Annotated in this window: 3 protein-coding genes (1 of these 3 cut by a window edge); all 3 read right to left on the bottom strand. The window is 71.0% G+C overall.

Going from position 1 to position 26,680, the window contains the following annotated elements:
• Positions 1-3,102 carry the 5' portion of an ABC transporter ATP-binding protein gene (locus tag ACIBNA_RS42965; RefSeq protein ID WP_399170802.1) on the bottom strand. It extends 768 nt beyond the left edge of the window, so only the first 3,102 of its 3,870 coding nucleotides appear in the window; its start codon is at positions 3,100-3,102; its stop codon lies beyond the left edge, outside the window.
• A complete protein-coding gene (locus ACIBNA_RS42960; RefSeq protein ID WP_399170800.1) occupies positions 3,099-26,489 on the bottom strand; it encodes a non-ribosomal peptide synthase/polyketide synthase in 23,391 nt (7,796 codons plus the stop codon). The genes ACIBNA_RS42965 and ACIBNA_RS42960 overlap by 4 nt, the downstream gene beginning before the upstream one ends.
• Positions 26,489-26,680: phosphopantetheine-binding protein (locus tag ACIBNA_RS42955; RefSeq protein WP_399170798.1), on the bottom strand; the 192-nt coding region annotated here is incomplete at its 5' end. The genes ACIBNA_RS42955 and ACIBNA_RS42960, both read right to left, overlap by 1 nt.

Below are 26,680 nucleotides of genomic sequence, written 5' to 3'. Positions count from 1 at the left end.
GAATTCGATCGCGCCCTTCAACCGGCTTACGGGGAGCGGCTGTGAGGCACGGGGAGTGCCGGAAGGGGTGCCGAACAGGTCCAGGATGCGGCTGAGGCCGACGGATGCCTGTTGGTAGCCGTCGAAGACCTGGGAGAGCTGCAGGACGGAGGAGAACAGGACGTCCACGTACAGGAGGAACACCACGAGCAGGCCCATGGTGAGGCCGCCGTCGCGGGCCCGGTCCGCGCCGAAGGCCAGGACGCACGCGGCGGTCGCGCCCGGCAGCAGCTCCACGAAGCCGAAGTAGCCAGCCGCGTGCCGCTGGGCGCGCAGCCGGGCCGTGCGATAGGCGGCGCTCATGCCGGCGAACCGCTCGGCGCCGCGCGCGGTCTGCCGGAACGCCTGGGCGATGCGCAGGCCCGCGACGTACTCCTGCAGCTCGGTGTTGACCGCGCCGGACGTGTCGCGGGCGGCGCCGTACGCCCCCGCGGACGCCCACCGGAACAGCGCCGTCGCGGCGGCCAGGACCGGCAGCCCCGCGCACACCACCAGACCGAGCCGCCAGTCCAGGACAAGCAGCACGATGAGCACTGAGAGAGTGGAGATCAGGCTCACGGCCGCCGTGGCGAAGCCCGTCTGGGCAAACGCCGCGACGGACTCCACATCGGCGGTCATCCGGGTCATGATGCGACCGGACAGCTCGCGTTCGTAGTACGCGAGGTCGAGGCGCTGCAGATGAGCGAAGCCGCGCAGGCGCAGCACGTAGCGCAGGCGCTCGCCGAGGAGGCCGTTCGTCCGGATCTGGGCCATGCTGACCGCCCAACCGACGAACACGACAGCGACGGCGGCCACTGAGGTCACCACCACCACGCTGGAGGCCGCCTGTTGGATGCCGTCGTCGATTCCCGTGCGGATGAGCAGGGGTACGAACACGCTCACCAGGGCGTCGAGCAGGACGAACACTGCCCCCAGGACGAGCGCGCGGCGGAAGGGACGCAGCAGTCCGCGCAGGTCGAAGCCGGGCTCCGCTTCCGGGGCGGGCGCGGTGGCGGTGGGCGCGAGAGCGGCGAGCTGCGGTGGGGCGGCGGAGTCGGGCTCCGGGACCGCCCGTGCGGTGCGGGCTGGGTCGGTGTCGAGTGCGTACGACTCCTCATACGAGGACGTGGCGTGGGCCGCCGCGTCGCCGCGTCCGGCGCCCTCGGTGTCCGGGTCGGCGGCGGTGGACGCGAACAGGTTCCGGTACGCCGCCGACCGCGCCATGAGGTCATCGTGCGTGCCGGTCTCGGTGACCCTGCCGTCTTCCAGGAGGGCGATGCGGTCGGCGAGTTGGAGAGTGGAGCGGCGGCGGGCGACGAGCAGGGTGGTCCGGCCCCACATGACCTGCCGGAGCGTGCCGTGGATCGCCTCCTCGGTGCGGGGGTCGACGGCCGAGGTGGCGTCGTCGAGGAGGAGGACGCGGGGGTCGGTGATCAGGGCACGAGCCAGCGCGACCCGCTGCCGTTGACCGCCGGAGAGGGTGAAGCCGCGTTCACCGACGGTGGTGTCGTAGCCCTGGGGCAATTCACGGATGAAGCCGTCGGCACCGGCCGCCGTGGCCGCCGCCGTGATCTGGGCCTCGGTGGCCTCGGGGAGGCCGTAGGCGATGTTGTCGCGCACGGTCCCGTAGAACAGGAAGCTGGTCTCCGGGACCAGGCCGATGGCGGACCGCAGCGAGTCGAGGGCCAGGTCCCGCACGTCCCTGTCCCCGACGTGTACGGCTCCGCCCCGCACGTCGTAGAAGCGGGACAGCAGCAGGGTGACCGTGGACTTGCCGGAGCCGGGCGCCCCGACCAGGGCGAGCGTCTCGCCCGGCCGGACGGTGAGGGAGAGACCGTTCAGGACGGGGCGTGTGTACGCGTGTCCTTTCCCGTTTTCTCGGTCGCCTTGACGACCGTGGTCGCCTTGACCGCCCAGGTCGCCTCGGTGCTGAGCCTCGTCTCCCTCGTATGCGAACGTCACGTCGGACAGCTCGATGCCGAGCGGGCCCGGCGGCAGCCGCCGCGCGTCGGGACGGTCCGTGACGCCGGGGCGGGTGTCAATCAGTTCGAAAACCCGAACGACGCTGGCCCGCGCCTGGTGGAAGCTCGTCACCACGGTGGCGAGGCCGCGAAGGGGCGCGACGATCTGGGCCACGTACGTGGAGAACGCGACGAACGTGCCGAGGGAGATGGCGCCCCGCGAGGCCATCCAGCCGCCGGTGGCGAGGATGCCGACCTGGCCGAGGAGCGGCAGGGCCTGCAGGGTCGACCCGTAGAGCGCGTTGAGGCGTACGACGCGCTGTCGTGCGGTGAACAGGGCGTTCGCGACGGCACCGAGCCGGCGCAGCTCGCGGTCCTCCTGCCCGAACCCCTTGACCACGCGGACGCCGGCGACCGCGTCATCGACGACCGAGGCGACGGCCGCCTCGCGCTGCCGGGCCTCCAGCGTGGCCGGGTACAGGCGTCTGCTGCTGTGCCAGGCCGTGTAGAGCAGCAGCGGCAGGACGAGCAGCATGACCAGGGTGAGCAGCGGCGACAGCGCCAGCATGATGACGAGGGACAGGACGAGCAGCAGGACGCTGCCGAGGATGGTGGGCAGCATCGCGAGCAGCCCCTGCGCCATCGCCAGGTCGTAGATCGACCGGCTGACGACCTGTCCCGTCTGCAGGGCGTCCTGGCCCGCGCCGTCCAGGCGGGATAGCGCGGTGAAGGTGCGCATCCGCAGGTCGTGCTGGACGTCGCAGGACAGCCGCGCCGCCAGACAGCGCTGGGCGGCGCCGGCGCCGAAGCGCGCGAGGCCGGCCAGCAGGAGCACCAGCAGACAGGGCAGCAGCGGGAGTTCGTCCGCGAGGATCACCCGGTCGACGATGGCCCGGGAGACCAGCGGCACGGCCACCGCGGCCACGATTGCGGCGACAGTGGCGGCGGCGGTGAGGGCGATGGTGCGGGGGTAGCGGCGGCAGCAGTGGAGGAGGCGACGTATGGGTGTGGTGGGAGTGCCGGGTGTGTTGAGAGTTGCGGTCGTTTCGGGCGCGTCCTGAGTGCCGGACGCGCCAGGCACGTCGCTGCCGCGCGTCTCCCGCCGCTGAGTGGAGGGCGTCACCGGCTCTCCTCGATCCCGGCCTCGTTCCCGGCGGACGGCCGCGTGGCTCCGGCGAGTTCGTCGAGCTTCGCTGCCACCGTGCCGGAGATCTCCTTGAGCGGGCCCGACCTGACCATTTCGAGGTGTGTGCAGTCCACGGAGTGGTCGGTGATGTGTCCCTCCACGTACGGGCCCCACAGGGCGTGGGCGTCGAGCCGGTCGGAGCGGCCCTCGGCCGCCGTGAAGAACTCCATGTCGCCGCGGAAGACCGCGGGGCGGTAGCGGGCGGAGACCCGCATGCCGTTGGCGCAGACGGCCGCGACGCGGGCGAGCGTCTTCTCGTCGAGTCCGGCGAGCGCACCGCCCTTTCGGCGCAGCAACTCCGCGGCCTTGGTGAGCGGGGGCAGGGTGTCGTCACGCAGGTCGTCGTCGATGCCCATGTCGTGCAGGAGGCCCTGAAGGATGCTCACCTCGTCCAGCCCGTCCGTCCCCTCTGTCCTGGCAAGGTCATCCGGTCCCTCCGACGCGTCGTCACGCGGATAGCCGTCCAGCAGCCCCAGGTAGGCGACGGTCTCGCCCTGCTCTTGGAGCGCCGTCGCGACGGCGTACGCGGCGAGCGCCCCGAAGGACCAGCCGAGGAGGTGGTACGGCCCCGAGGGCTGGACCTTGCGGATCTGCTCGGCGTAGTCCGCGGCCATCTCCTCCAGGGAGCCCGGCAGCCGCTGCTCCTCCGCGATGCCGCGCGCCTGCAGTCCGTACACCGGCTGGTCGGGACCGAGGTGCTGCAGCATGCCCACGTAGGCCCAGCTCAGGCCGCTCGCGGGGTGGACGCAGAACAACGGCGGCCGGCTACCGTCGGCACGCATCGGTATCAGCACGGCCAGGCCGTCGCCCAGGTCGTCGCCGTCGAACCGCTGGACGAGCCGCGCGACCGTGGGCGCCTCGAACAGCGCCCGCAGCGACACCCGCACACCGAACACCGTCCTGATGCGGGTGAGCAGGCGGATGGCGAGCAGCGAGTGGCCGCCGAGATCGAAGAAGCCGTCGTCGATCCCGACCCCGGTCACGCCGAGGACCTCCGCGAACAGGCCGCACAGGGCCTCTTCCTGGGGGTTGCGCGGGGCGCGTCCGGTGCCGGTCCGCACCTCGGCGGCGGGCAGCGCCCGCCGGTCGAGCTTGCCGTTCGAGGTGAGCGGGAAGGCGTCCAGGGCCACCAGGGCCGTGGGCACCATGAAGTCCGGCAGCGCCGAGGCGAGGCGGCCCCGCAGCTCGTCGAGGTCGAGCGGGGCGCCGTCGGCGGGCACGACGTAGGCGACGAGACGCCGGTCGCCGGGCCGGTCCTCACGGACCACCGCGGCGGCGCGGGCGATCTGCCACTGTGCCGTCAACACCGCCTCGACCTCGCCGAGTTCGACGCGGAAGCCCCGCAGCTTGACCTGCTCGTCGACGCGCCCCAGGAACTCCAGGTCGCCGGCGCGCCGTCGGCGCATGAGGTCGCCGGTGCGGTACATGCGGGCGCCCGGGGGCCCATACGGGTCGGCAACGAATCGCTCGGACGTCAGGCCGGGGCGGCCCGTGTATCCGCGTGCCAACTGGTCCCCGGCGAGGTAGAGCTCGCCGGGTACGCCTACGGGCACCGGCCGCAGCCGGTCGTCGAGGACGTACGCGCGGACGTTGCGCACGGGGCGCCCCACCGGCAGATACGTGTCGCTGCGGCCGTCGGCGCCCAGGGTGCCGAGCTGCGCCGCGTGGTGGGTGACCTGGACCGTGGACTCGGTGGGCCCGTACAGGTTGACGCACGGCACGTGCCAGGTCTCCTGGGCGAGTTCCGTCAGGGTGGCGGGCAGCGGTTCGCCGCCCACGAACAGTCGCCGCAGCGCGGACGTGCCGCCCGCCGCGACGGCGGCGGCGCACAGTTCGGACAGCAGGGAGGGCACGACCTGGACGACGGTGATGCCGTGGTCACTGATGTGATCGGCCAACTGGTGTGCGTCCGTGGCCACTTCGTCGGACACGACGTGCCCTGCGGCCCCGGTCACGAGCGGCAGCCAGGTCTCCCACACGGCCGCGTCGAAGCTGAACGCGGTCCGGACGAGGACGCGGTCCGTGCCGTCCAGCGGGTACTCCCCGGCCATCCAGCGCAGATGGCCGGCGACGGCCGCGTGGGTGACTGTGACGCCCTTCGGCCGGCCCGTGGAACCCGAGGTGTAGATGACATACGCGGGGTGGGCGGGCAGAAGGGGGCGGGTCCGGTGCGCGTCCGTCACATTCGACGTGCCTGGCGTGTCCGACGTGCCCAGTGCCTCCGGCGCGTCCGGCACATCTGCCCCGGACTCGCGGGCGAGCGCCGCCGCCACGTCCTCCAGCACCAACGCGGCACGCGGCACGCGGTCCTGCTCCGCCTCGACGGTGAGGACCACCGCGGGACGGGCGTCCGTCAGCATGTGCGCGATGCGCTCGGCCGGGTACCGCGGGTCGACGGACAGGTAGGCCGCCCCCGACTTCAGCACCGCCAGCATCGCCACGACGGCGTCCGCGGAGCGCGGCAGCAACAGGGCCACCGTGTCCTCGGGCCCCACTCCCCGCCCGATGAGGTAGCGGGCCAGGCGGTTCGCCCGCGCGTTCAGCTGCGCGTAACTGAGCTCAACCTCCTCGAAAAGTACGGCAGTTGCCTCTGGGGTCCGGGCGACCTGCTCCTCGAAGAGGTCGACGAGCGTCCGCTCGACGACGTCCTCGCGATCGCCCTGCCAACTGGTCAGCAGGTCCTCGTACTCCTGAGAGGACAGGATCTCCAGACCACCGACCGGCCGGTCGGGCTCTGCCACCGCAGCCGACAACAGCCGGCTGAACCGCTCGGCGATCCCCTCGACCGTCTCCCGGTCGAACAGGTCGACCGCGAACTCGAAGGCACCATTGAGCCCGGCCGCCCCGCCGTCCGCGTCCTCCGTCTCGTGCATGCTCAGCGACAGGTCGAACTTCGCCGTCTCGGCGGGCGTGCCCTCCTGCTCCAGCGTGAGATCGGACAGCCTCATGTCGGCACGGGCGTTGTTCTGGAAGGTCAGCATGACCTGGAACAACGGGTGCCGGGAGGTCGAACGAGTGGGGTTGAGCACCTCGACGAGGTGCTCGAAGGGCACGTCCTGGTGCGCGTAGGCCGCCAGGTCCGTCTCGCGCACCCGGTCGAGCAGTTCACGGAAGGTGGGATCGCCGGAGAGGTCGGCGCGCAGCACGAGCGTGTTGACGAAGAAGCCGACCAGGTCGTCGAGTGCCTCGTCGGTGCGGCCCGCCACCGGGGAGCCGATGGGGATGTCCGGGCCCGCGCCGAGCCGCGAGAGCAGCGCGGCGAAGGCCGCCTGCACCACCATGAACACGCTCGCGCCCGACTCCCGGGCCAGCCCGACGAGACGCCCGTGCAGCTCCGCGTCGAGGGCGAACTCCACGAGGTCACCCCGGTACGTGGGCGCCGTGGGCCTGCTCCGATCGGTGGGCAAATCCAACTGCTCGGGCAGGTCGTCCAGTTGAGACTTCCAGTAGGCGAGCTGCCGGCTCAGCAGACTCTCGGAGTCGGACTCGTCGCCCAGCAACTCCCGCTGCCACAGCGCATAGTCGGCGTACTGCACCGGCAGCGGCGCCCACGCCGGGGCACCGCCGACGGCCCGCGCCCCGTACGCCTCCGCCAAATCCCGCGCCAGCGGAGCCATCGACCAACCGTCGCCTGCGATGTGGTGCAGCACCACCACGAGGACGTGTGCCGCGCCGTCCACCGCGAACAGGCAGGCACGCAGAGGCGGTTCGGACGACAGGTCGAAACCGCGCGACGTCTCGGTGGCCACCGCCTCGGACAGCTCCGCCTCGGGCACCGGCACGGCCATCAGCGACGGGCACGCGTCGTCGGTGTCCAGGAGGTGCTGGTACGGGGTGCCGTCGGGGCCTTCGGGGAAGACGGTCCGCAGCGACTCGTGGCGCGTGATCACGTCCCGCAGCGCGGCGGCGAGAGCGCCACGGTCCAGGGCGCCCGTCAAACGCAGGACGATCGGGAGGTTGTACGTCGACGACGACGCACCCTCCAGACGGTTCAGGAACCACAGCCTGCGCTGAGCGAACGACAACGGAACCTCGACCGGACGCTCCATCGGGACGAGAGCTCTCCGGGCCGTGCCTGCCTCCGCCACCCGCTCGGCCAGCTGCACCACCGTAGGGCCCTCGAAGAGCGCACGCAGAGGCAGCTCGACACCCAGGCGGGTGCGGATGCGGCTGATCAGACGGGTGGCCAGGAGGGAGTGGCCGCCCAGATCGAAGAAGCTGTCGTCGATACCGACCCTCTCCACGCCCAGCACCTCGGCGAAGGCCGCACACAGCACCTGCTCGTGACCATTGCGCGCACCACGACCCGCACCGGCCAGCCCGTACTCCGGGGCAGGCAGGGCGCGCCGGTCCAGCTTGCCGTTCGCCGTCAACGGCAACGCGTCCAGCACCACGACCGCCGCCGGAACCATGAACTCCGGCAGGCGTCCGCTCAGGTAGCCGCGTACGTCGATGCCGTCGGTCTCTTCCCTCTCGCGGGGCACCACGTAGGCGACGAGCTGCTTGCCGCCGGGGCGGTCCTCGCGGGCGACCACGGCGACCTGGGCGACGTCCGGGTGGGCTGCGATGGCGGCCTCGACCTCGCCGAGTTCGACGCGGAAGCCGCGGATCTTGACCTGGAAGTCGGCGCGGCCCAGGAACTCCAACGTGCCGTCGGCCCGCCAGCGAGCCAGGTCACCCGAGCGATACATGCGCTCCCCCGGCCCCGCGAACGGGTCGGCCACGAAACGCTCGGCCGTCAGGGCGGGGCGGTTGAGGTAACCGCGCGCCAGCTGCGCGCCCGCCAGGTAGAGCTCTCCCGCGACACCGGCCGGGACCGGGCACAGGGCCTCGTCCAGGACATAGACGCGGCTGTTGGCCACCGGTCGGCCGATCGACGGCAGCACCGGCCACCCGCCCGGGTCACCCTCCAGAGAGAGCGCCGTGAGGACGTGGGTCTCGGTCGGCCCGTAGTGGTTGTGCAGCCGGCGTCCAGGGACCGACGCGAAGAACTCCCGCACCGGACCATGCAGCATCAGCGCCTCACCAGCCTGCGCCACGTCCGTCAACTCGGGCAATGGGAGGCCGAGTTCGGCCGACGCCTCCGCGACCGCCTCGATCACCAAGTTCGGCGCGTACAGCTCGTTGACGCCGCGCCGGTCGAGCCAGCGGACCAGTTCGGCGGGGTCCTTGCGGACTTCTTCACGCGGCAGCGCGAGGATGCCGCCCGACCACAGGGCCGTGAAGATCTCCTGGGCGGCCACGTCGAAGCTGATGGAGGTGAAGTGGGCGGTGGTCACCCCGGTGGTCACTCCGGCCGTCACCCCGTCCCCACGCCCCCGGCCGTGCCAGACGAGCAGGTTGGCCATCGCTCCGGCACGGAAGACCACGGCCTTCGGCCGTCCGGTCGACCCGGACGTGTACATCACGTAGACCGGGTGCTCGGGCAGCAGCCGCACGCCACCGCGCTCGGCGTCGGACAGATCCACGTCGGCATACGCGGTCACCGTCTTGGCCGTGACCTCGACACCCCGGTCGGCCAGCCCTTCGGGCAGCCGCCCGAGGGTCTCCACCGAGCCCAGCACACATACCGGATCGGCGTCCTGGAGCATGTAGTCGATGCGATCGGCCGGGTAGGACGGGTCCACCGGCACGTACGCCGCCCCCGACTTCACCACCGCCAGCAACGCAACCGGCAGCCACTCCGAGCGCGGCAGCATCATCGCCACCACCCGCTCCGGGCCGGCACCCCGCTCGACCAGCAGACGGGCCAGACGATTCGCCCGTGCGTTCAGCTCGGCGTACGACAGCTCCACGCCCTCGTACACGACCGCCGTCGCCTCGGACGCACGGGCCACCCGTTGCTCGAAGGCCTCCGGCAACGACACCCACGGGACCTCGACCGCCGTCGCGTTCCGGACCTCCAGCAGGTCGCGGCGCTCGGCGTCCGACAGCACCGCCAGCTCGCCCACCGGCCGGTTGGCATCGGCGACCACCCCGGCCAGCACCCGACCGAACCGCTCCACCAACCCCTCGACCGTCCCCCGATCGAACAGGTCAGTGGAGAACTCCAGGACACCGGAGAGGCCGTCGGGGCGTCCGTCGGCGGCGGTGCGCTCGGCGACGCTGAGGAACAGGTCGAACTTGGCGGAGCCCGCGGCCGTGAGGCTCTCCACATCGAGGCCCGGCATGGTGAGCTGGGCCTGTTCGTTGTTCTGGAAGGTCAGCATCACCTGGAACAGCGGGTGACGCGACAGCGACCGTTCCGGGTTGAGGACCTCCACCAGGTACTCGAAGGGCACGTCCTGGTGCGCGTACGCCGCCAGGTCCGTCTCCCGCACCCGGCCGACCAGCTCACGGAACGTCGGATCACCCGACAGGTCCGTCCGCAGCACCAACGTGTTCACGAAGAAGCCGACCAGGTCGTCCAGGGCCTCATCCGTACGCCCCGCGATCGGCGAGCCGATCGGGATGTCGGTTCCGGCACCCATCCGGGACAGCAGCGCGGCGAACGCCGCACGCACCACCATGAACACGCTGGCGCCGGACTCGCGGGCCAGCTCGGTCAGGCCCGCGTGGACCTCCGGGGCCACGTCCAACCGCACCTGGTCGCCTCGGAAGGATGCCACCGCCGGGCGGGGGCGGTCGGCCGGAAGGGGCAACTGTTCGGGCAGGTCGGACAGATGGCTCTTCCAGTACGCGATCTGGCGGCTGAGCACACTGTCGGCATCGGACTCGTCGCCCAGCAACTCCCGCTGCCACAACGTGTAGTCGGCGTACTGCACCGGCAGCGGCGCCCACTCAGGGGCTCGTCCGGCGGCCCGCGCCCCGTACGCCTTCGCCAAGTCGCGCGCCAGCGGCGCCATCGACCAGCCGTCACCGGCGACGTGGTGCAGCACCACGACCACCACGTGGGATCCGTCGGGCAGGGCGAACAGGGCGGCGCGGAGCGGCGGTTCGGACCTCATATCGAAGCCGCGCCCTGCAGTCTCCGCGATCGCCGCGTCGACGTCCTCCTCGGATATCTCCCGGACCGGCATGTACACCGTGGCGTCCGCCGCGTCGAGGACGCGCTGGACGGGCAGGCCGTCCGTGCCCTCCGGGAAGACCGTGCGCAGCGACTCATGACGTACGACGACGTCCCGGAGGGCTGTCCGCAGCGCGTCCCGGTCCAGCGCGCCCGACAGACGGAAGGCGAGGGGCACGTTGTACGTGGCGGCCTCGGTGCCCTCGAAGCGGTTGAGGAACCACAGGCGCGACTGGGCGAAGGACAGGGGCACCGCCTCCGGACGCGCCATCGGGGCCAGGGCACGCCGTGCCGTGTCGGCGCCTGCGATGCGCTCCGCGAGCTGTGCCACCGAGGGCGCGTCGAACAGGTCCCGCAGCGGCACCTCCACACCGAGGACGGTCCGGATCCGGCTGACCACGCGGGTCGCGAGGAGCGAGTGCCCGCCGAGGTCGAAGAACCCGTCGTCGATGCCGACCCGCTCCAGACCGAGCGTCTCGGCGAAGATCGCGCAGAGGGCTTCCTCGCGGCCATCGCGGGGGCGACGCTCCGAGGCCGCGTACCGGGGAGCGGGCAGCGCGTTCCGGTCCAGCTTGCCGTTGGGGGTCAGCGGCAGTTCCGGAAGGGCGACGACCGCGGCCGGGACCATGTAGTCGGGCAGGAGCGCGGCGACGGAGCGGCGCAGCTCGGCGGGGTCGACGGGGGGCGCCTCGGGGGCAGGTGCCTCGCCGGGGGCGGGTGCCCCGCCGGGTCCGGCGACCTCTCCGCGTGCGGGCATCTCCCCGCGTACGGGCACGACGTAGCCGACCAGGCGCCTGTCTCCCGGGCGGTCCTCGCGGACCACCACGGCCGCCTGGACGACGTCGGGGTGGCGGGTGAGGGCGGCCTCGATCTCGCCCGGCTCGACGCGGAAGCCGCGGACCTTGACCTGGCCGTCGGCGCGTCCGGCGTATTCCAGACTGCCGGCGCGGTTCCAGCGGGCGAGGTCCCCGGTGCGGTACATGCGCGAGCCGTCGGGACCGTAGGGGTTGGCCACGAAACGCTCGGCCGTCAGGCCCGGACGGTTCAGATAGCCGCGGGCCAGGCCGCGTCCCGCGATGTACAGCTCTCCGGTGGTGCCGGAGGGCACCGGCCGCAGCGCCGCGTCGAGGACGTACGCCTGGGTATTCGCGAGGGGGGTGCCGATGGACGGAGTGACGGCGGGGGAAGCGCTGCCGGGCGCGGTGGCGTCGAGCGCGGTCACCTCGGCCAGCGTGGAGACGATGGTCGCCTCGGTCGGGCCGTACTCGTTGACGACGCCGGCGGCGTGGGCGCACAGGGTCTCGGCCAGGGCGGCGGTCAGCGGCTCGCCGCCGGTCACCGCGCGCAGTCCGCGGACCATGTCGGGGTCGTGCGTCACCAGGGTCTGCCACAGCGACGGCGTCGCGTTCAGGACGGTGGCGCCGGTCTCGCGGATCAGCCGTCCCAGGGCCGCGGGCCGGGACACGTCGTCCCGGTCGGCCAGGACGAGGCGGGCACCGGAGACTAGCGGCAGCAGCACTTCCATGGTGGCGACGTCGAACGCCGCCGTCGTTACGGCGAGGAGCCGGTCGTCCGGCGTCAGGGGGAGCCGTTCGCGCAGCGCGACCAGCTGGTTGGCCAAGGCGGCGTGCGGAACGACGACGCCCTTGGGGGTGCCCGTCGAGCCCGATGTGTAGATCACGTACGCCGCGTCGTCGGCCGTCGCGCCGGACACCGCGGGCGCGCCGTCCGCGTGACCGGAGGAGCCGCCCGCACGGCCGGAGAGGCACCGCGCCATCTCGTCCGGGCCGAGCACGAGCTGCGGGGCGGAGTCGGCGGTCATGAACTCGACGCGCGTGGCCGGGTGTTCGGGGTCGATGGGCACGTAGGCTCCCCCGGCCTTCAGCACTCCGAGGAGGGCCACCACCAGGTCGACCGACCTGGGCAGCGTCAGCGCCACACGCCGGTCGGGTCCGACACCCCGGTCGACGAGCCAGTCGGCGACACGACGGGCGCGTACGTCCAACTCGGCGTAGGTCAGACTCTCTTCGCCGTGCACAAGGGCCGTGGCGTCCGGTGTCTCGGCAGCCTGCCGCGCGAAGAGGCCGGGCACGGTGAGGTCCGGGGCCGGGGCCGCCGTGTCGTTGAGCCCCCGCAGCAGGTGTTCCCGCTCGCCCGACCGCAGGACGTCGGCGGCGCCGATCCGCAGCGCGGGGTCGCCGACCAGTTGCCGCAGCAGTCCGTGGAACCGTTCGGCCATGGCCTCGACGGTCCCGTGGTCGAAGAGGTCGGTGGCGTAGCGGAAGGCGCCCATGAGTCCGGCCGGGACGCCGTCGTCCGTCCGCCGCTCGCCGAGCGTGACGGCCAGGTCAAACTGGATGACGTCCACGGGTGTCGCGGCGGCGGACACGGCGAGGCCCGGCAGGCTCAGCTCGGCCTGCTCGTTGTTCTGGAAGGCGAACATCACCTGGAACAAGGGGTGGTGGGACGTCGAACGGACGGGGTTGAGGACCTCGACCAGCTGCTCGAACGGCACGTCCTGGTGGGTGTGGGCCCCCAGGTCGGTCTCGCGCACGCGGTCGATCAGCTCGTGGAAGGTGGGGTCGCCGGACAGGTCGGTGCGCAGCACCAGGGTGTTGATGAAGAAGCCGACCAGGTCGTCCAGGGCCTCGTCCGTACGGCCGGCGATCGGCGAGCCGATCGCGATGTCCGTCCCGGCCCCGAGCCGCGACAGGAGCACGGCGAGGGCCGCCCGCACGACCATGAACTCGCTGGCGCCGCGGGAGCGGGCGAGATCAGTGATCCGACGATGGAGGTCCGTGTCCAGGGTGAAGGGGACGAGGCCGCCTCGGTTGGTGGGGACGGCGGGCCGAGGACGGTCGGTGGGCAACTCCACCTGCTCGGGCACATCGGCCAGTTGGTTCTTCCAGTAGCCGAGCTGACGGCCGAGCGGGCTCTCCGGGTCGGTCTCCTCACCGAGGGCGTCGCGCTGCCAGAGCGCGTAGTCGGCGTACTGGACCGGCAGCGGCTCCCACTCCGGGGCGCTCCCGGCGGCGCGGGCGGCGTAGGCGGTGGCCAGGTCGCGCGCGAGGGGCACCATCGACCAGCCGTCACCGGCGATGTGGTGGAGGACGACGACCAGCACGTGCGTGGTCTCGTCGATCGCGAACAGCTGTGCTCGGAGAGGGAGTTCACGGGTCAGATCGAAGCCTTGGCGAACCGCCCGGGCGATTGCTTCGGTGACCTCGTGCTCGTGGATCCGCCGCGTCGGGAGCCCGACCTCGGTGGCGCCGTCGGGAGCGGTGCCGGCGACGTCCCCGGCGGCAGTCGCCCCGGCGACGGGGCGTACGTCCTGGCAGGGGGTGCCGTCGGCGGCTTCCGGGAAGACGGTGCGCAGAGTCTCATGGCGGGCCGTCAGGTCATCGACGGCCGCGCGCAGGGCGTCACGGTCGAGCATCCCGGTCAGACGCAGGGCGATGGGGATGTTGTACGTGGCGGCCTCGGCGCCTTCGAGACGGTTGAGGAACCACAGGCGCCGCTGGGCGTACGACAGGGGTACGCGCTCGGGACGCACGGCGCGGCGCAGCGCGGCCCGCGCGGTGTCCGCCTGCTCGACACGGCCCGCGAGCCGGAGGACGGTCGGGCCCTCGAAGAGGGCGCGGAGCGGGAGTTCGACGTTCAGCACGGTGCGAATACGGCTGATCACACGGGTGGCGAGCAGGGAGTGCCCGCCCAGGTCGAAGAAGCTGTCGTCGATGCCGACACGGTCCGCGCCGAGCACCTCGGCGAAGATCGCACACAGCGCGCGCTCACGCTCCGAGCGCGGGGCACGGAAAGTCACGACCGCCGCGTAGTCGGGGGCGGGCAGGGCGCGTCGGTCGACCTTGCGGTGCGCGGTCAACGGCAACTCGGCCAGGGTGACGATCGCGGCCGGGACCATGAATTCCGGCAGCCGTTCGCCCACGTACTGGCGGACCTGGCCCGCGTCCAGGGACGTGCCGGGCCGGGACGGGACTGCGTAGCCGACCAGACGCTTGTCGCCGGGGCGGTCCTCGCGGGCGATGACGACGACCTGCGCGACCTCGGGGTGGGACGCGAGGGCGGCCTCCACCTCACCGAGCTCGATACGGAGGCCGCGGACCTTGACCTGCTCGTCCGCCCGCCCGACGTATTCGAGCTGGCCGTCCCGGCGGCGACGCACCACGTCGCCCGTCCGGTACATCCGCTCCCCCGCACCGTCCGCGAACGGGTCGGGCACGAAACGCTCCGCCGTCAGGGCGGGGCGGTTGAGGTAGCCACGGGCCAGCTGCGCGCCCGCCAGATACAGCTCGCCGGGGACGCCAGCGGGGACAGGGTTCAGGTGGTCGTCCAGCACATAGGCGCGGGTGTTCCGCACCGGCCGCCCGATCGGCGGCACACCCACCATCTCCGGTGCCAGCGGCTCACTCGACGTCGACGCCACCGTGGCCTCGGTCGGGCCGTAGATGTTGACCATCCGACGGCCCCGCGACCACGTACGCGCCACCTCCGCCGAACACGCCTCACCCGCGACCACCAGCGTCAGATCCGCCGGCAGCCCGCCCGACTCCCCCAGCACCGGCAACGTCGCGGGCGGCAGCGTCGCATGCGTGAGCCCGAACTCCGCCATGAGCTGCGAAAGTTCAACACCGGGCACCAACCGCTCCGCCGACCCGAGTACCAGGGCAGCACCCGCCAGCCACGCCGGCCACATGTCCGCCACCGCCGCGTCGAAACTCGGCGACGCGAACTGCAACAGACGACTCCCACCGTCCACACCCAGCCGCACGATGTGATCCCGCGCCAGATTCACCACACCCGCGTGACCGACCACCACACCCTTCGGACGACCCGACGAACCCGACGTATAGATCACATAGGCGGGATGATCGGGCCGCAGCGCGACACACCTCTCCCCATCCACCAGATCCACATCCGACTCGGACGCCACCGCACCAGCGACGTCCTCAAGAAGCAGTGCGTTCAAGCCACTTGGAGCGGCATCACGGACGGCACCCGAGGTCATTACCACCGCAGGGCGGGCGTCACCGAGCATGTACGCGATCCGCTCCGCTGGATACTTCGGGTCCACCGGAACATACGCAGCACCCGCCTTCAGCACCGCCAACATCGCCACCAACAACTCCGGCGAACGCGGCAGCACCAACGCCACCAGACCCTCAGGCCCCACACCCCGACCCACCAAGAACCGCGCCAGACGATTCGCGCGGGCATTCAACTCCGCATACGACAGCCGAGCATCCTCAAACAGAACCGCCGTCGCCCCGGGCGTCCGCTCCACCTGCTCCTCGAACGCCACGGGCAACGCCACCCACGGAACCTCCACCCGCTCACCCTGCCAACCGGACAACAGGTTCGCGTGCTCGTGCGGGGACAGGATCTCCAGCTCACCCACAGGCTGGTCGGGGTCGGCCACTGCGTCGGACAGCAGCCGCCGGAAGCGCTCGGCGATCTCCTCGACCGTCACCCGGTCGAACAGATCCGTGGCGAACTCGAAACCACCCTCAAGCCCCGCCGGCACACCGTCACCGTCGAACCGCTCGGTCAGCCCCAGCGACAGGTCGAACTTCGCGGCAACGCCCTGGCTCTGCTCCGTGCTCAGCGCGAGGCCGGGGAGCCGCAGGTCGGACTGGTCCTGGTTCTGGAAGGCCAGAGCCACCTGGAAGAGGGGGTTCCGGGCCATGGAGCGGACCGGGTTGAGCACCTCGACGAGGTGCTCAAAGGGCACGTCCTGGTGCGCGTAGGCGGCCAGGTCGGTCTCGCGCACCCGGTCGAGCAGCTCGCGGAAGGTGGGATCGCCGGAGAGGTCGGTGCGCAGCACGAGCGTGTTGACGAAGAAGCCGACCAGGTCGTCGAGCGCCTCGTCCGTACGCCCCGCCACCGGGGATCCGATGGGGATGTCCGTGCCTGCACCGAGCCGCGAGAGCAGCGCGGCGAAGGCCGCCTGCACCACCATGAACACACTCGCACCCGACTCCCGGGCCAGCCCCACGAGCCGCCTGTGCAGGTCCGCGTCGAGGGCGAACGTCAGGCTGTCGCCTTGATAGGAGGCGACGGCGGGACGCCGGCCATCTGTGGGGAGCGCCAACTGCTCCGGCAGGTCCGCCAGTTGTGTCGTCCAGTAGGTGATCTGGCGGCCGAGCAGACTGTCGGGGTCGTTCTCGTCGCCGAGCAGCTCGCGCTGCCAGAGCGCGTAATCGGCGTACTGCACCGGCAGCGGCACCCACTCCGGGGCGGAGTCCGCGATCCGCGCCTCGTAGGCAGCCGCCAGGTCCCGAGCCAGCGGGGCCATCGACCAGCCGTCGCCGACGATGTGGTGGAGCACCACTACGAAGACGTGCGCGGCGTCATCCATCGCGAACAGGCGGGTGCGCAGAGGCGGTTCGGACGTCAGGTCGAAGCCGCGCGACACCTCTGCGGTCACGAGCGCCGACAGGTTCTCCTCCGACGCCTCGGTGACGTCGAGGCGGGCGGAAGCCCGGTCGGTTGCGATGACCGCCTGGTACGGGGTGCCGTCGGCGCCCTCGGGGAAGACCGTGCGCAGACTCTCGTGCCGCGTGATCACATCACGCAGCGCGGCAGCAAGCGCGTCGCGGTCCAGCGTGCCGGTCAGGCGTAGGGCGATCGGGAGGTTGTACGTCGACGACGACGCACCCTCCATACGGTTCAGGAACCACAGCCTGCGCTGAGCGAAGGACAACGGCACCTCGACCGGACGCTCCATCGGGACGAGAGCCCTCCGGGCCGTGCCTGCCTCCGCCACGCGCTCGGCCAGCTGCACCACCGTAGGGCCCTCGAAGAGCGCACGCAGAGGCAGTTCGACGCCCAGGCGGGTGCGAATACGACTGATCAGACGGGTCGCCAGCAGGGAGTGGCCGCCCAGGTCGAAGAAGCTGTCGTCGATACCGACCTTCTCCACACCGAGCACCTCGGCGAAGGCCGCACACAGCACCTGCTCGTGACCATTGCGCGCACCACGACCCGCACCGGCCACCCCGTACTCCGGGGCAGGCAGGGCACGCCGGTCCAGCTTGCCGTTCGCCGTCAACGGCAACGCGTCCAGGACCACGACCGCCGCCGGAACCATGAACTCCGGCAGGCGCGCACCGACATAGCGGCGCAGTTGCGGTGCATCCACGGAAGCTGTGGCGTTCGACGGGACGACGTAGGCGACAAGGCGCTTGCCGCCGGGCTGGTCCTCACGCGCGACCACCGCGGCCTGAGCAACATCCTGGTGGGAGGCGACCGCCGCCTCGACCTCACCGAGTTCCACGCGGAAGCCGCGGATCTTGACCTGGAAGTCCGCACGGCCCAGGAACTCCACCGTGCCGTCGGCCCGCCACCGCGCCAGGTCACCCGAGCGATACATACGCTCGCAAGGACCCGCAAAAGGATCAGCGGTGAACCGCTCGGCCGTCAGGCCCGGACGGTTCAGGTAGCCGCGGGCCAACTGCGCACCCGCGAGGTAGAGCTCGCCCGCCACCCCGATCGGGACCGGGCGCAACCGCTCATCGAGGACGTAGACCCGGCTGTTGGCCACCGGCCGGCCGATCGACGGCAGCACCGGCCACTCCGCCGGATCACCCTCCAACGACAGCGCCGTCACGACATGCGTTTCCGTCGGCCCGTAGTAGTTGTGCACGCGGCGCCCCGGCACCGAGGCGAAGAACTCCCGCACCGGACCGTGCAGCGCCAACGCCTCACCAGCCTGTGCAACATCCGTCAACTCAGGCAGATCGAGACCCAGCTCAGCAGCCGCTTCCGCGACCGCCTCCACCATCGGCATCGGCGCGAACAACTCACCGACCCCGTGCTCGGCGAGCCAGCGCACCAGCTCCGCCGCACTACGCCGCGTCTCATCACGCGGCACCACCAACGCCTTGCCCGACCACAGAGCGGAGAACATCTCGTGCGCCGCCGCGTCGAAACCCAGCGCGGCGAACTGGCCTGTCCGCTTGCCCTCCCCACCGGTGAGTATCTGCATGTGCCAGGCCAGCAGGTTCACCATCGCCCCGGCCGGGAAGACCACACCCTTCGGCCGCCCCGTCGACCCGGACGTGTACATCACATACAGCGGATGCTCAGGCCGCAGCGGCAGGCCACCGCGCTCGGCGTCGCACAGATCGTCGTCCGCGTACTGCCCCAGGGACGGGACGATCGTCTCGTCCAGCACCACCTGCGCCCGGCCGCCGGCCACCGCCTCGTCCAGCGGCACGGCCGACACCACCGCCACCGGGTCGGCGTCCTGGAACATGTACGCGATCCGGTCCGCCGGATACGCCGGATCGACCGGTACATACGCCGCACCCGACTTCACCACCGCCAACAAAGCCACCGGCAACCACTCCGAACGCGGCAACATCAACGCCACCACACGCTCCGGACCAGCACCCCGCTCCACCAGCAACCGCGCCAGACGATTCGCCCGCGCATTCAGCTCCGCATACGACAGCTCGACACCCTCAAACACCACGGCCGTCGCCCCAGGAGTCCGCGCCACCTGCCGCTCAAAACCCACCGGCAACGACACCCACGGAACCACGACACCCGTCGCATTCCGCACCTCCAGCAACTCACACCGCTCGGCGCCCGACAGCACCTCCAGGCCACTCACCCGGCCATCAGCGTCCGCCACCACACTGGCCAGCACCCGACCGAACCGCTCCACCAGCCCCTCGACCGTCCCCCGATCGAACAGATCGACGGAGAACTCCAGGACTCCCGCCAGGCCCGCCGGCTCGCCATCGTCGTCACGCAGCTCGGTGACGTTCAGGATGAGGTCGAACTTGGACGAGCGTGTCTCCGTCACCTCTCCGGTGAGCGTGAGCTGAGGAAGGCGGAGTTCGGCCTGTTCGTTGTTCTGGAAGGCGAGCATCACCTGGAACAGCGGGTGACGCGACATCGAGCGTTCCGGGTTGAGGACCTCCACCAGATGCTCGAACGGCACATCCTGATGCGCATACGCCGCCAGGTCCGTCTCCCGCACCCGCTCCACCAACTCACGGAACGTCGGATCACCCGACAGATCCGTCCGCAGCACCAGCGTGTTCACGAAGAAGCCGACCAGGTCGTCCAGCGCCTCGTCCGTACGCCCCGCGATCGGCGTACCGATCGGGATGTCCACACCCGCACCCATCCGCGACAACAACGCCGCGAACGCCGCCCGCACCACCATGAACACACTCCCACCGGACTCGCGCGCGAGGCGGACGAGCGCCTGGTGCAGTTCCGCGTCGACGTTCACCGGCACGGTGCCGCCCCGGCGCGAGGCGACCGCCGGGCGGGGGCGGTCCGTGGGCAGCTCCAACTGGTCAGGCAGGACGGCGAGTTGCTCTGTCCAATAGGCGAGTTGACGGCTGATCAGGCTGTCGGGGTCAGACTCGTCGCCGAGGACGTCCTGCTGCCACAGCGCGTAGTCCGCGTACTGCACCGGCAGCGGCTCCCAGCCGGGAGCGCGGCCCGTGATGCGCGCCTCGTACGCCAGCGCGACGTCGCGGGCCAGCGGTGCCATCGACCAGCCGTCGCCCGTGATGTGGTGCAGCACGACGACCAGGATGTGTGTGGTGTCGTTCAGCCCGAACAGGGAAGCCCGCAGCGGGACTTCGTTTGTGAGGTCGAACCCGCGTCGCGCGGCCTGCGCGATCGCGTCCGTGACCTCGTCCTCGCGGATCTCCCGTACCTGCATCTCGACCATGGAGTCCGTCGCGTCGAGGACACGCTGGACGGGCACGCCGTCCTCGCCCTCCGGGAAGACCGTGCGCAGCGATTCATGGCGCACGACGACGTCCTGGAGGGCCGCGCGCAGGGCGTCGCGGTCCAGGGGTCCGGTGAGCCGCAGTGCGATGGGCATGTTGTACGTGATGGACTCCGGGCCCTCGAAGCGGTTGAGGAACCACAGCCTGCGCTGCGCGAACGACAGGGGGATCTCGGCGGGACGGTCCGCCGGCACCGGCGCCGTGCGGGCACCCTGCGCGTCCGCCATGCGCCCGACCAGCTGCGCGACGGTCGGCGCCTCGAACATCGCCCGGGGTGGGACCTCCATCCCGAACACCGCACGGATGCGGCTGATGACACGGGTGGCGTGCAGCGAGTGGCCGCCCAGCTCGAAGAAGCTGTCGTCGATCCCGACCTTCTCCACGCCGAGCACCTCGGCGAAGATCGCGCAGAGGACCTCCTCGCGGGCGTCACGCGGACCGCGTACGCGGCGAGCCTCGACCCACTCGGGGGCGGGCAGAGCGCGCCGGTCGACCTTGCGGTGCGCGGTCAACGGCAGCTCGGCCAAGGTGACCACGGCGGCCGGCACCATGAACTCCGGCAGCAGCTCGCCCACGTACTGACGGACCTGACCCGCGTCCACGGTCGCACCCGACGTCACCGGCACGACGTAGGCGACCAGGCGCTTGTCGCCAGGGCGATCCTCGCGGGCGGTGACCACGACCTGCGCCACCTCGGGGTGGGACAGGATCACGGCCTCGATCTCGCCCAGCTCGATACGGAAACCACGGACCTTGACCTGCTCGTCCGCACGACCGACGTATTCGAGCTGGCCGTCGCGGCGGCGACGCACTACGTCACCGGTCCGGTACATCCGCTTTCCCGGCCCGTCCGCGAACGGATCGGGGACGAAACGCTCCGCCGTCAGGACGGGACGGTTGAGGTAGCCGCGCGCCAACTGGGCGCCGGACAGGTAGAGCTCACCGGCCACCCCGGCCGGCACCGGACGCAACGACGCATCCAACACATATGCGCGGGTGTTCCACACCGGCTGCCCGATCGGCGGCACGCCGACCGTCTCCGGCGTCAACGGCTCACTCGACGTGGACGCCACCGTCGCCTCGGTCGGGCCATAGATGTTCACCATCCGACGACCGCGCGACCACGTGCGGGCCGCCTCCGCCGAACACGCCTCACCGGCGACCACGAGCGTCAGATCCGAGGGCAGTCCGCCGGACTCCCCCAGCACTGGCAAGGTGGCCGGGGGGAGGGTCGCATGCGTGACCCCGAACTCCGAGATCAACTCCGCGAGCTGCGCCCCCGGCACCAGCCGCTCCGCCGACCCCAGCACCAACGCCGCACCCGCCAACCACGCCGGCCACATGTCCGCCACCGCAGCGTCAAAACTCGGCGACGCGAACTGCAGCAACCGGCTGCCACCGTCCACGCCCAGCCGCGCAATGTGGTCCCGGGCCAGGTTCACGACGCCCGCGTGGCCGACGACGACACCCTTCGGGCGACCCGACGAGCCCGACGTATAAATGACGTAGGCAGGGTGATCGGGCCGCAGCGCGACAGATCTCTCCCCGTCCACCAGATCCACACCCAACTCGGACGCCACCGCACCAGCGATGTCCTCAACGAGCAGCGCTTCCAATCCGCTTGGCATAACCTCACAGACGGCGCCCGAGGTCAGCACCACAGCGGGACGGGCGTCACCGAGCATGTACGCGATGCGCTCCGCCGGGTACTTCGGATCCACCGGAACGTACGCAGCACCAGCCTTCAGCACCGCCAACATCGCCACCAACAACTCCGGCGAACGCGGCAACACCAAAGCCACCAAACCCTCAGGCCCCACACCCCGACCCACCAAAAACCGAGCCAGACGGTTGGCCCGCGCATTCAACTCCGCATACGACAGCTGAACGTCCTCGAACAGCACCGCCGTCGCCTCCGGCGTCCGCGCCACCTGCTCCTCGAACGCCACCGGCAACGACACCCACGGAACCTCGACCCGCTCCCCCTGCCAACCCGACAACAGGCTCTCGTGCTCATGCGGGGACAGGATCTCCAGCTCGCCCACTGGCCGGTCCGGGTCGGCCACCGCATCGGACAACAGCCGCCCGAACCGCTCGGCGATCCCCTCGACCGTCACCCGGTCAAACAGATCCGTGGCGAACTCGAAAGCGCCGACGAGACCCGCCGGACGACCGTCGTCCCCTTGCTGCTCGTGCACACCCAGCTGGAGGTCGAACTTGGCGGCGCCGTCCCCGGTCGACTCGCTCGTGAAGGTCAGCCCGGGGAGCCGGAACTGGGCCTGTTCGTTGTTCTGGAAGGTCAGCATCACCTGGAAGAGGGGGTGGCGTGACATCGAGCGCTCGGGGTTGAGCGCCTCGACGACGTGCTCGAAGGGCACGTCCTGGTGCGCGTACGCCGCCAGGTCCGTCTCACGGACCCGCTCCACCAGCTCGCGGAAGGTGGGGTCGCCAGACAGATCGGTCCGCAGCACCAGGGTGTTGATGAAGAAGCCGATCAGGTCGTCCAGCGCCTCGTCCGTACGCCCCGCGATCGGCGAACCGATCGCGATGTCCGTCCCGGCGCCGAGCCGCGAAAGAAGTGCCGCGAACGCCGCCCGCACCACCATGAACACACTCGCGCCCGACTCCCGCGAGAGGTCGACCAGACCCGCGTGGACCTCCGCGTCTACCTCGAAGACCAGGCGGTCTCCACGATGCGAAGCCACTGCCGGGCGCGGCCGGTCGGTGGGCAGCTCCAACTGTTCAGGAAGGGCCGCGAGTTGCGTCTTCCAGTACGCGAGCTGTTGACTGAGCACGCTCTCGGGGTCGTTCTCGTCGCCCAGCAGTTCCCGCTGCCAGATCGCGTAGTCCGCGTACTGCACCGGCAGCGGCTCCCGGGCCGGATCATGACCGGCCGCCCGCGCCTCGTACGCCGCCGCTACGTCCCGCCCCAGCGGCGCCATCGACCAGCCGTCGCCCGCGACGTGGTGCAGGACGACCACGAGGACGTGCTCATCCTCGCTCAGAACGAACAACCGTGCCCGGAAGGGGATTTCGACACTCAGGTCGAAGCCCTGGTTCGCCACGGCCTCGACGGCCGTCCGGACCTCCGCTTCGGCGATCTCCGCGAGGGGCAGGGGCAGACTGACCTCTTCGGGGGCCAGGATCTTCTGGTACGGGGTACCTTCCGCACTCTCCAGGAGGAGCGTCCGCAGGCTCTCGTGCCGTTCGACGACGTCCTGGAGCGCGAGTCCCAGCACTTCCCTGTTCAGTTCGCCGGAGACGCGCAGCGCGATGGGCACGTTGTACGTGGCCGCCGACGGACCTTGGATGCGGTTCAGGAGCCAGAGCCCGCGCTGGGCGGGTGACAGGGGGATCTCCGCGGGGCGCGGCCGCAGCGTCAGTGCGGTACGGGCGGCCGCGGCGTCCTCGACCCTGCCAGCCAGCCGCTCGACGGTGGGGCCTTCGAAGAGGGCGCGCAGGGGCAGTTCGACGTTCAGGACGGTGCGGATGCGGCTGATGACGCGGGTGGCGAGCAGGGAGTGACCGCCAAGGTCGAAGAAGCTGTCGTCGATGCCGACCCGGTCCGCGCCGAGCACCTCGGCAAAGATCTCGCACAGGGCGCGCTCGCGCTCCGAGCGCGGTGCGCGGAATGCCACGACCGCCGCGTAATCAGGAGCGGGCAGGGCACGCCGGTCGACCTTGCGGTGCGCGGTCAACGGCAGCTCGGCCAAGGTGACCACGGCGGCCGGGACCATGAACTCGGGCAGCAGTCCGCCGACGTACTGGCGGATCTGGCCCGCCTCCAGGGACGCGCCGGGCTGCGAAGGAACGATGTAGGCGACCAGGCGCTTGTCACCGGGGCGGTCCTCGCGGGCCATCACCGCGGCCTGAGCGACCTCGGGGTGGGACAGGAGTGCCGCCTCGATCTCGCCCAGCTCGATACGGAAGCCGCGGACCTTGACCTGCTCGTCCGCCCGTCCGACGTACTCCAGCTGACCATCCCGGCTCCGGCGCACCACGTCCCCGGTCCGGTACATCCGCTTCCCCGGCCCCTCCGCGAACGGGTCCGGCACGAAGCACTCCGCCGTCAGAGCCGGGCGGTTGAGGTAACCGCGCGCCAACTGCGCGCCCGCCAAGTACAGCTCACCGGGCACTCCCGCAGGGACGGGGTTCAGGCGGTCGTCCAGCACATAGGCCCGCGTGTTCCACACCGGCCGCCCGATCGGCGGCACCCCCGCCATCTCCGGCAACAACGGCTCACTCGACGTGGACGCCACCGTCGCCTCGGTCGGACCGTAAATATTCACCATCCGACGACCACGCGACCACGCCCGCGCCACTTCCGCCGAACACGCCTCACCCGCGACGACCAGCGTCAACCCCGCAGGCAGCCCACCGGACTCCGCCAGCACCGGCAACGTCGCCGGCGGCAGCGTCGCATGCGTCACCCCGAACTCCGAGATCAACTCCGTGAGCTGCGCCCCCGGCACCAGCCGCTCCGCCGACCCCAGCACCAACGCCGCACCCGCCAACCACGCAGGCCACATGTCCGCCACCGCAGCGTCAAAACTCGGCGACGCGAACTGCAACAGACGGCTCCCGCCCTCCACACCCAAACGCGCGACGTGATCCCGCGCCAGATTCACCACACCCGCATGCCCGACGACCACGCCCTTCGGACGACCCGACGAACCCGACGTATAGATCACATACGCCGGGTGCGACGGCGACAGCGCACAGCTCCGCTCCTCATCCCGGACATCCGCTCCTGACTCCGACGCGACCGCGTCCGCGACGTCCTCAAGGGCCAGACAGCTCGTACTCCTTGGCACGACATCCCTGACGGCCTGCAAGGTCAGCACCAGCGCGGGACGGGCGTCACCGAGCATGTACGCGATGCGCTCCGCCGGGTACTTCGGATCCACCGGAACGTACGCAGCACCAGCCTTCAGCACCGCCAACATCGCCACCAACAACTCCGGCGAACGCGGCAACACCAAAGCCACCAAACCCTCAGGCCCCACACCCCGACCGATCAGGACCCGGGCGAGACGGTTGGCCCGCGCATTCAGCTCGGCATAGGTGAGGTCGACGTCCTCGAACAGCACGGCCGTCGCCTCAGGAGTCCGCGCCACCTGCTCCTCGAACGCCACCGGCAACGACACCCACGGAACCTCGACCCGCTCCCCCTGCCAACCCGACAGCAGGTCCTCGCGTTCCTCGCCGGACAGGATCTCCAGCTCCCCGACCGGCCGGTCCGGGTCGGCCACCGCATCGGACAACAGCCGCCCGAACCGCTCGGCGATCCCCTCGACCGTCACCCGGTCAAACAGATCCGTGGCGAACTCGAAACCACCCTCCAGACCGGCCGGCGCACCCTCACCGTCGAACCGCTCGGTCAACCCCAGCGAAAGATCGAACTTCGCGACGGCGCTGTCGTTCGGCTCGACGCTCAGCGCGACGCCGGGCAGCTTGGGATCGGGCCTGCTCTGGTTCTGGAACGCCAGCGCGACCTGGAAGAGCGGGTGGCGCGACATGGACCGGGTGGGGTTGATCACCTCCACCAGATGCTCGAACGGGACGTCCTGGTTGCTGAAGGCCCCGAAGTCCACCTCCCCTACTCGGTCTACCAGTTGACGAAACGTCGGGTTTCCGGAAACGTCCGTCCGGAGGACGAGCGTGTTGATGAAGAAGCCGACGAGGTCCTCGAGTGCCTCATCCGTACGCCCCGCCACCGGCGTGCCGATCGGGATGTCCGTACCCGCACCCATCCGCGACAACAGCGCCGCGAACGCCGCCTGCACCACCATGAACACACTCGCGCCTTGCTCCCCGGCCAGGGCGGCGAGGCCGCAGTGCACGGCCGCGTCAAGCGTGAACTCAACGTTGTCGCCCCGGTACGTGGCGACGGCGGGCCGGGCGCGGTCCACGGGCAGCTCCAGCTGCTCCGGCAGACCGGTCAAAGCACCTTTCCAGTACGTGATCTGACGGCTCACCAGGCTGCTCGGGTCATTCTCGTCGCCGAGGAGTTCCCGCTGCCACATCGCGTAGTCGGCGTACTGCACCTGCAGCGGCTCCCACTTCGGGGCGCCACCGCCGACCCGCGCCTCGTACGCCTCCGCCACGTCCCGTGCGAGGGGCGCCATCGACCAGCCGTCACCGGCGATGTGGTGCAGCACCAGAACCAGGACGTGCACGTTCTCGCCCAGCACGAACAGACGCGCCCTCATGGGGGCGTCGACCGTGACGTCGAAACCTTGGCTCCGGAAGGCCGACGCGGCGGCGGCGAGCTCACCCTCGCCGACCGATATGGAATCCATGCCGGCCCAAGACCGGTCGGTGGGGAGGATGCGCTGGTATGGGTTGCCGTCGGGGCCCTCGGGGAAGACCGTGCGCAGCGACTCGTGGCGCTCCACGACGTCCCGCAGCGCGGCGGCGAGCGCGTCGCGGTCCAGGGGGCCGGTCAGTCGCAGCGTGACGGGCAGGTTGTACGTGGCGGCCGCGGCGCCCTCGAGCCGGTTGAGGAACCAGAGCCGACGCTGGGAAAAAGACAGAGGAATCATCAGTTCTCCTTGGGGCGCGGCATGCGCCGCAGTGCGGGCCGCTGCGACTTCTGCGCGGTTCCCAGCTGTTCGGTCAACGTGGCTACGTTCGGTGCTTCGAAGAGGGCGCGCAGAGGCAGTTCGACACCCAGGCGGGTGCGGATGCGGCTGATCAGGCGGGTCGCCAGGAGGGAGTGGCCGCCCAGGTCGAA

The organism is Streptomyces sp. NPDC050164, assembly GCF_044459945.1.
Classification (GTDB): domain Bacteria; phylum Actinomycetota; class Actinomycetes; order Streptomycetales; family Streptomycetaceae; genus Streptomyces; species Streptomyces coeruleorubidus_A.
The sequence above is the reverse complement of the archived record's forward strand: the minus strand, read 5'-3'. Positions and strand labels throughout refer to the sequence as shown.

What these genes read in the sequence shown, in the direction of transcription:
- ACIBNA_RS42960 (WP_399170800.1), bottom strand. Translation starts at nt 26,489, where the DNA reads ATGATTCCTCTGTCTTTTTCCCAGCGTCGGCTCTGGTTCCTCAACCGG.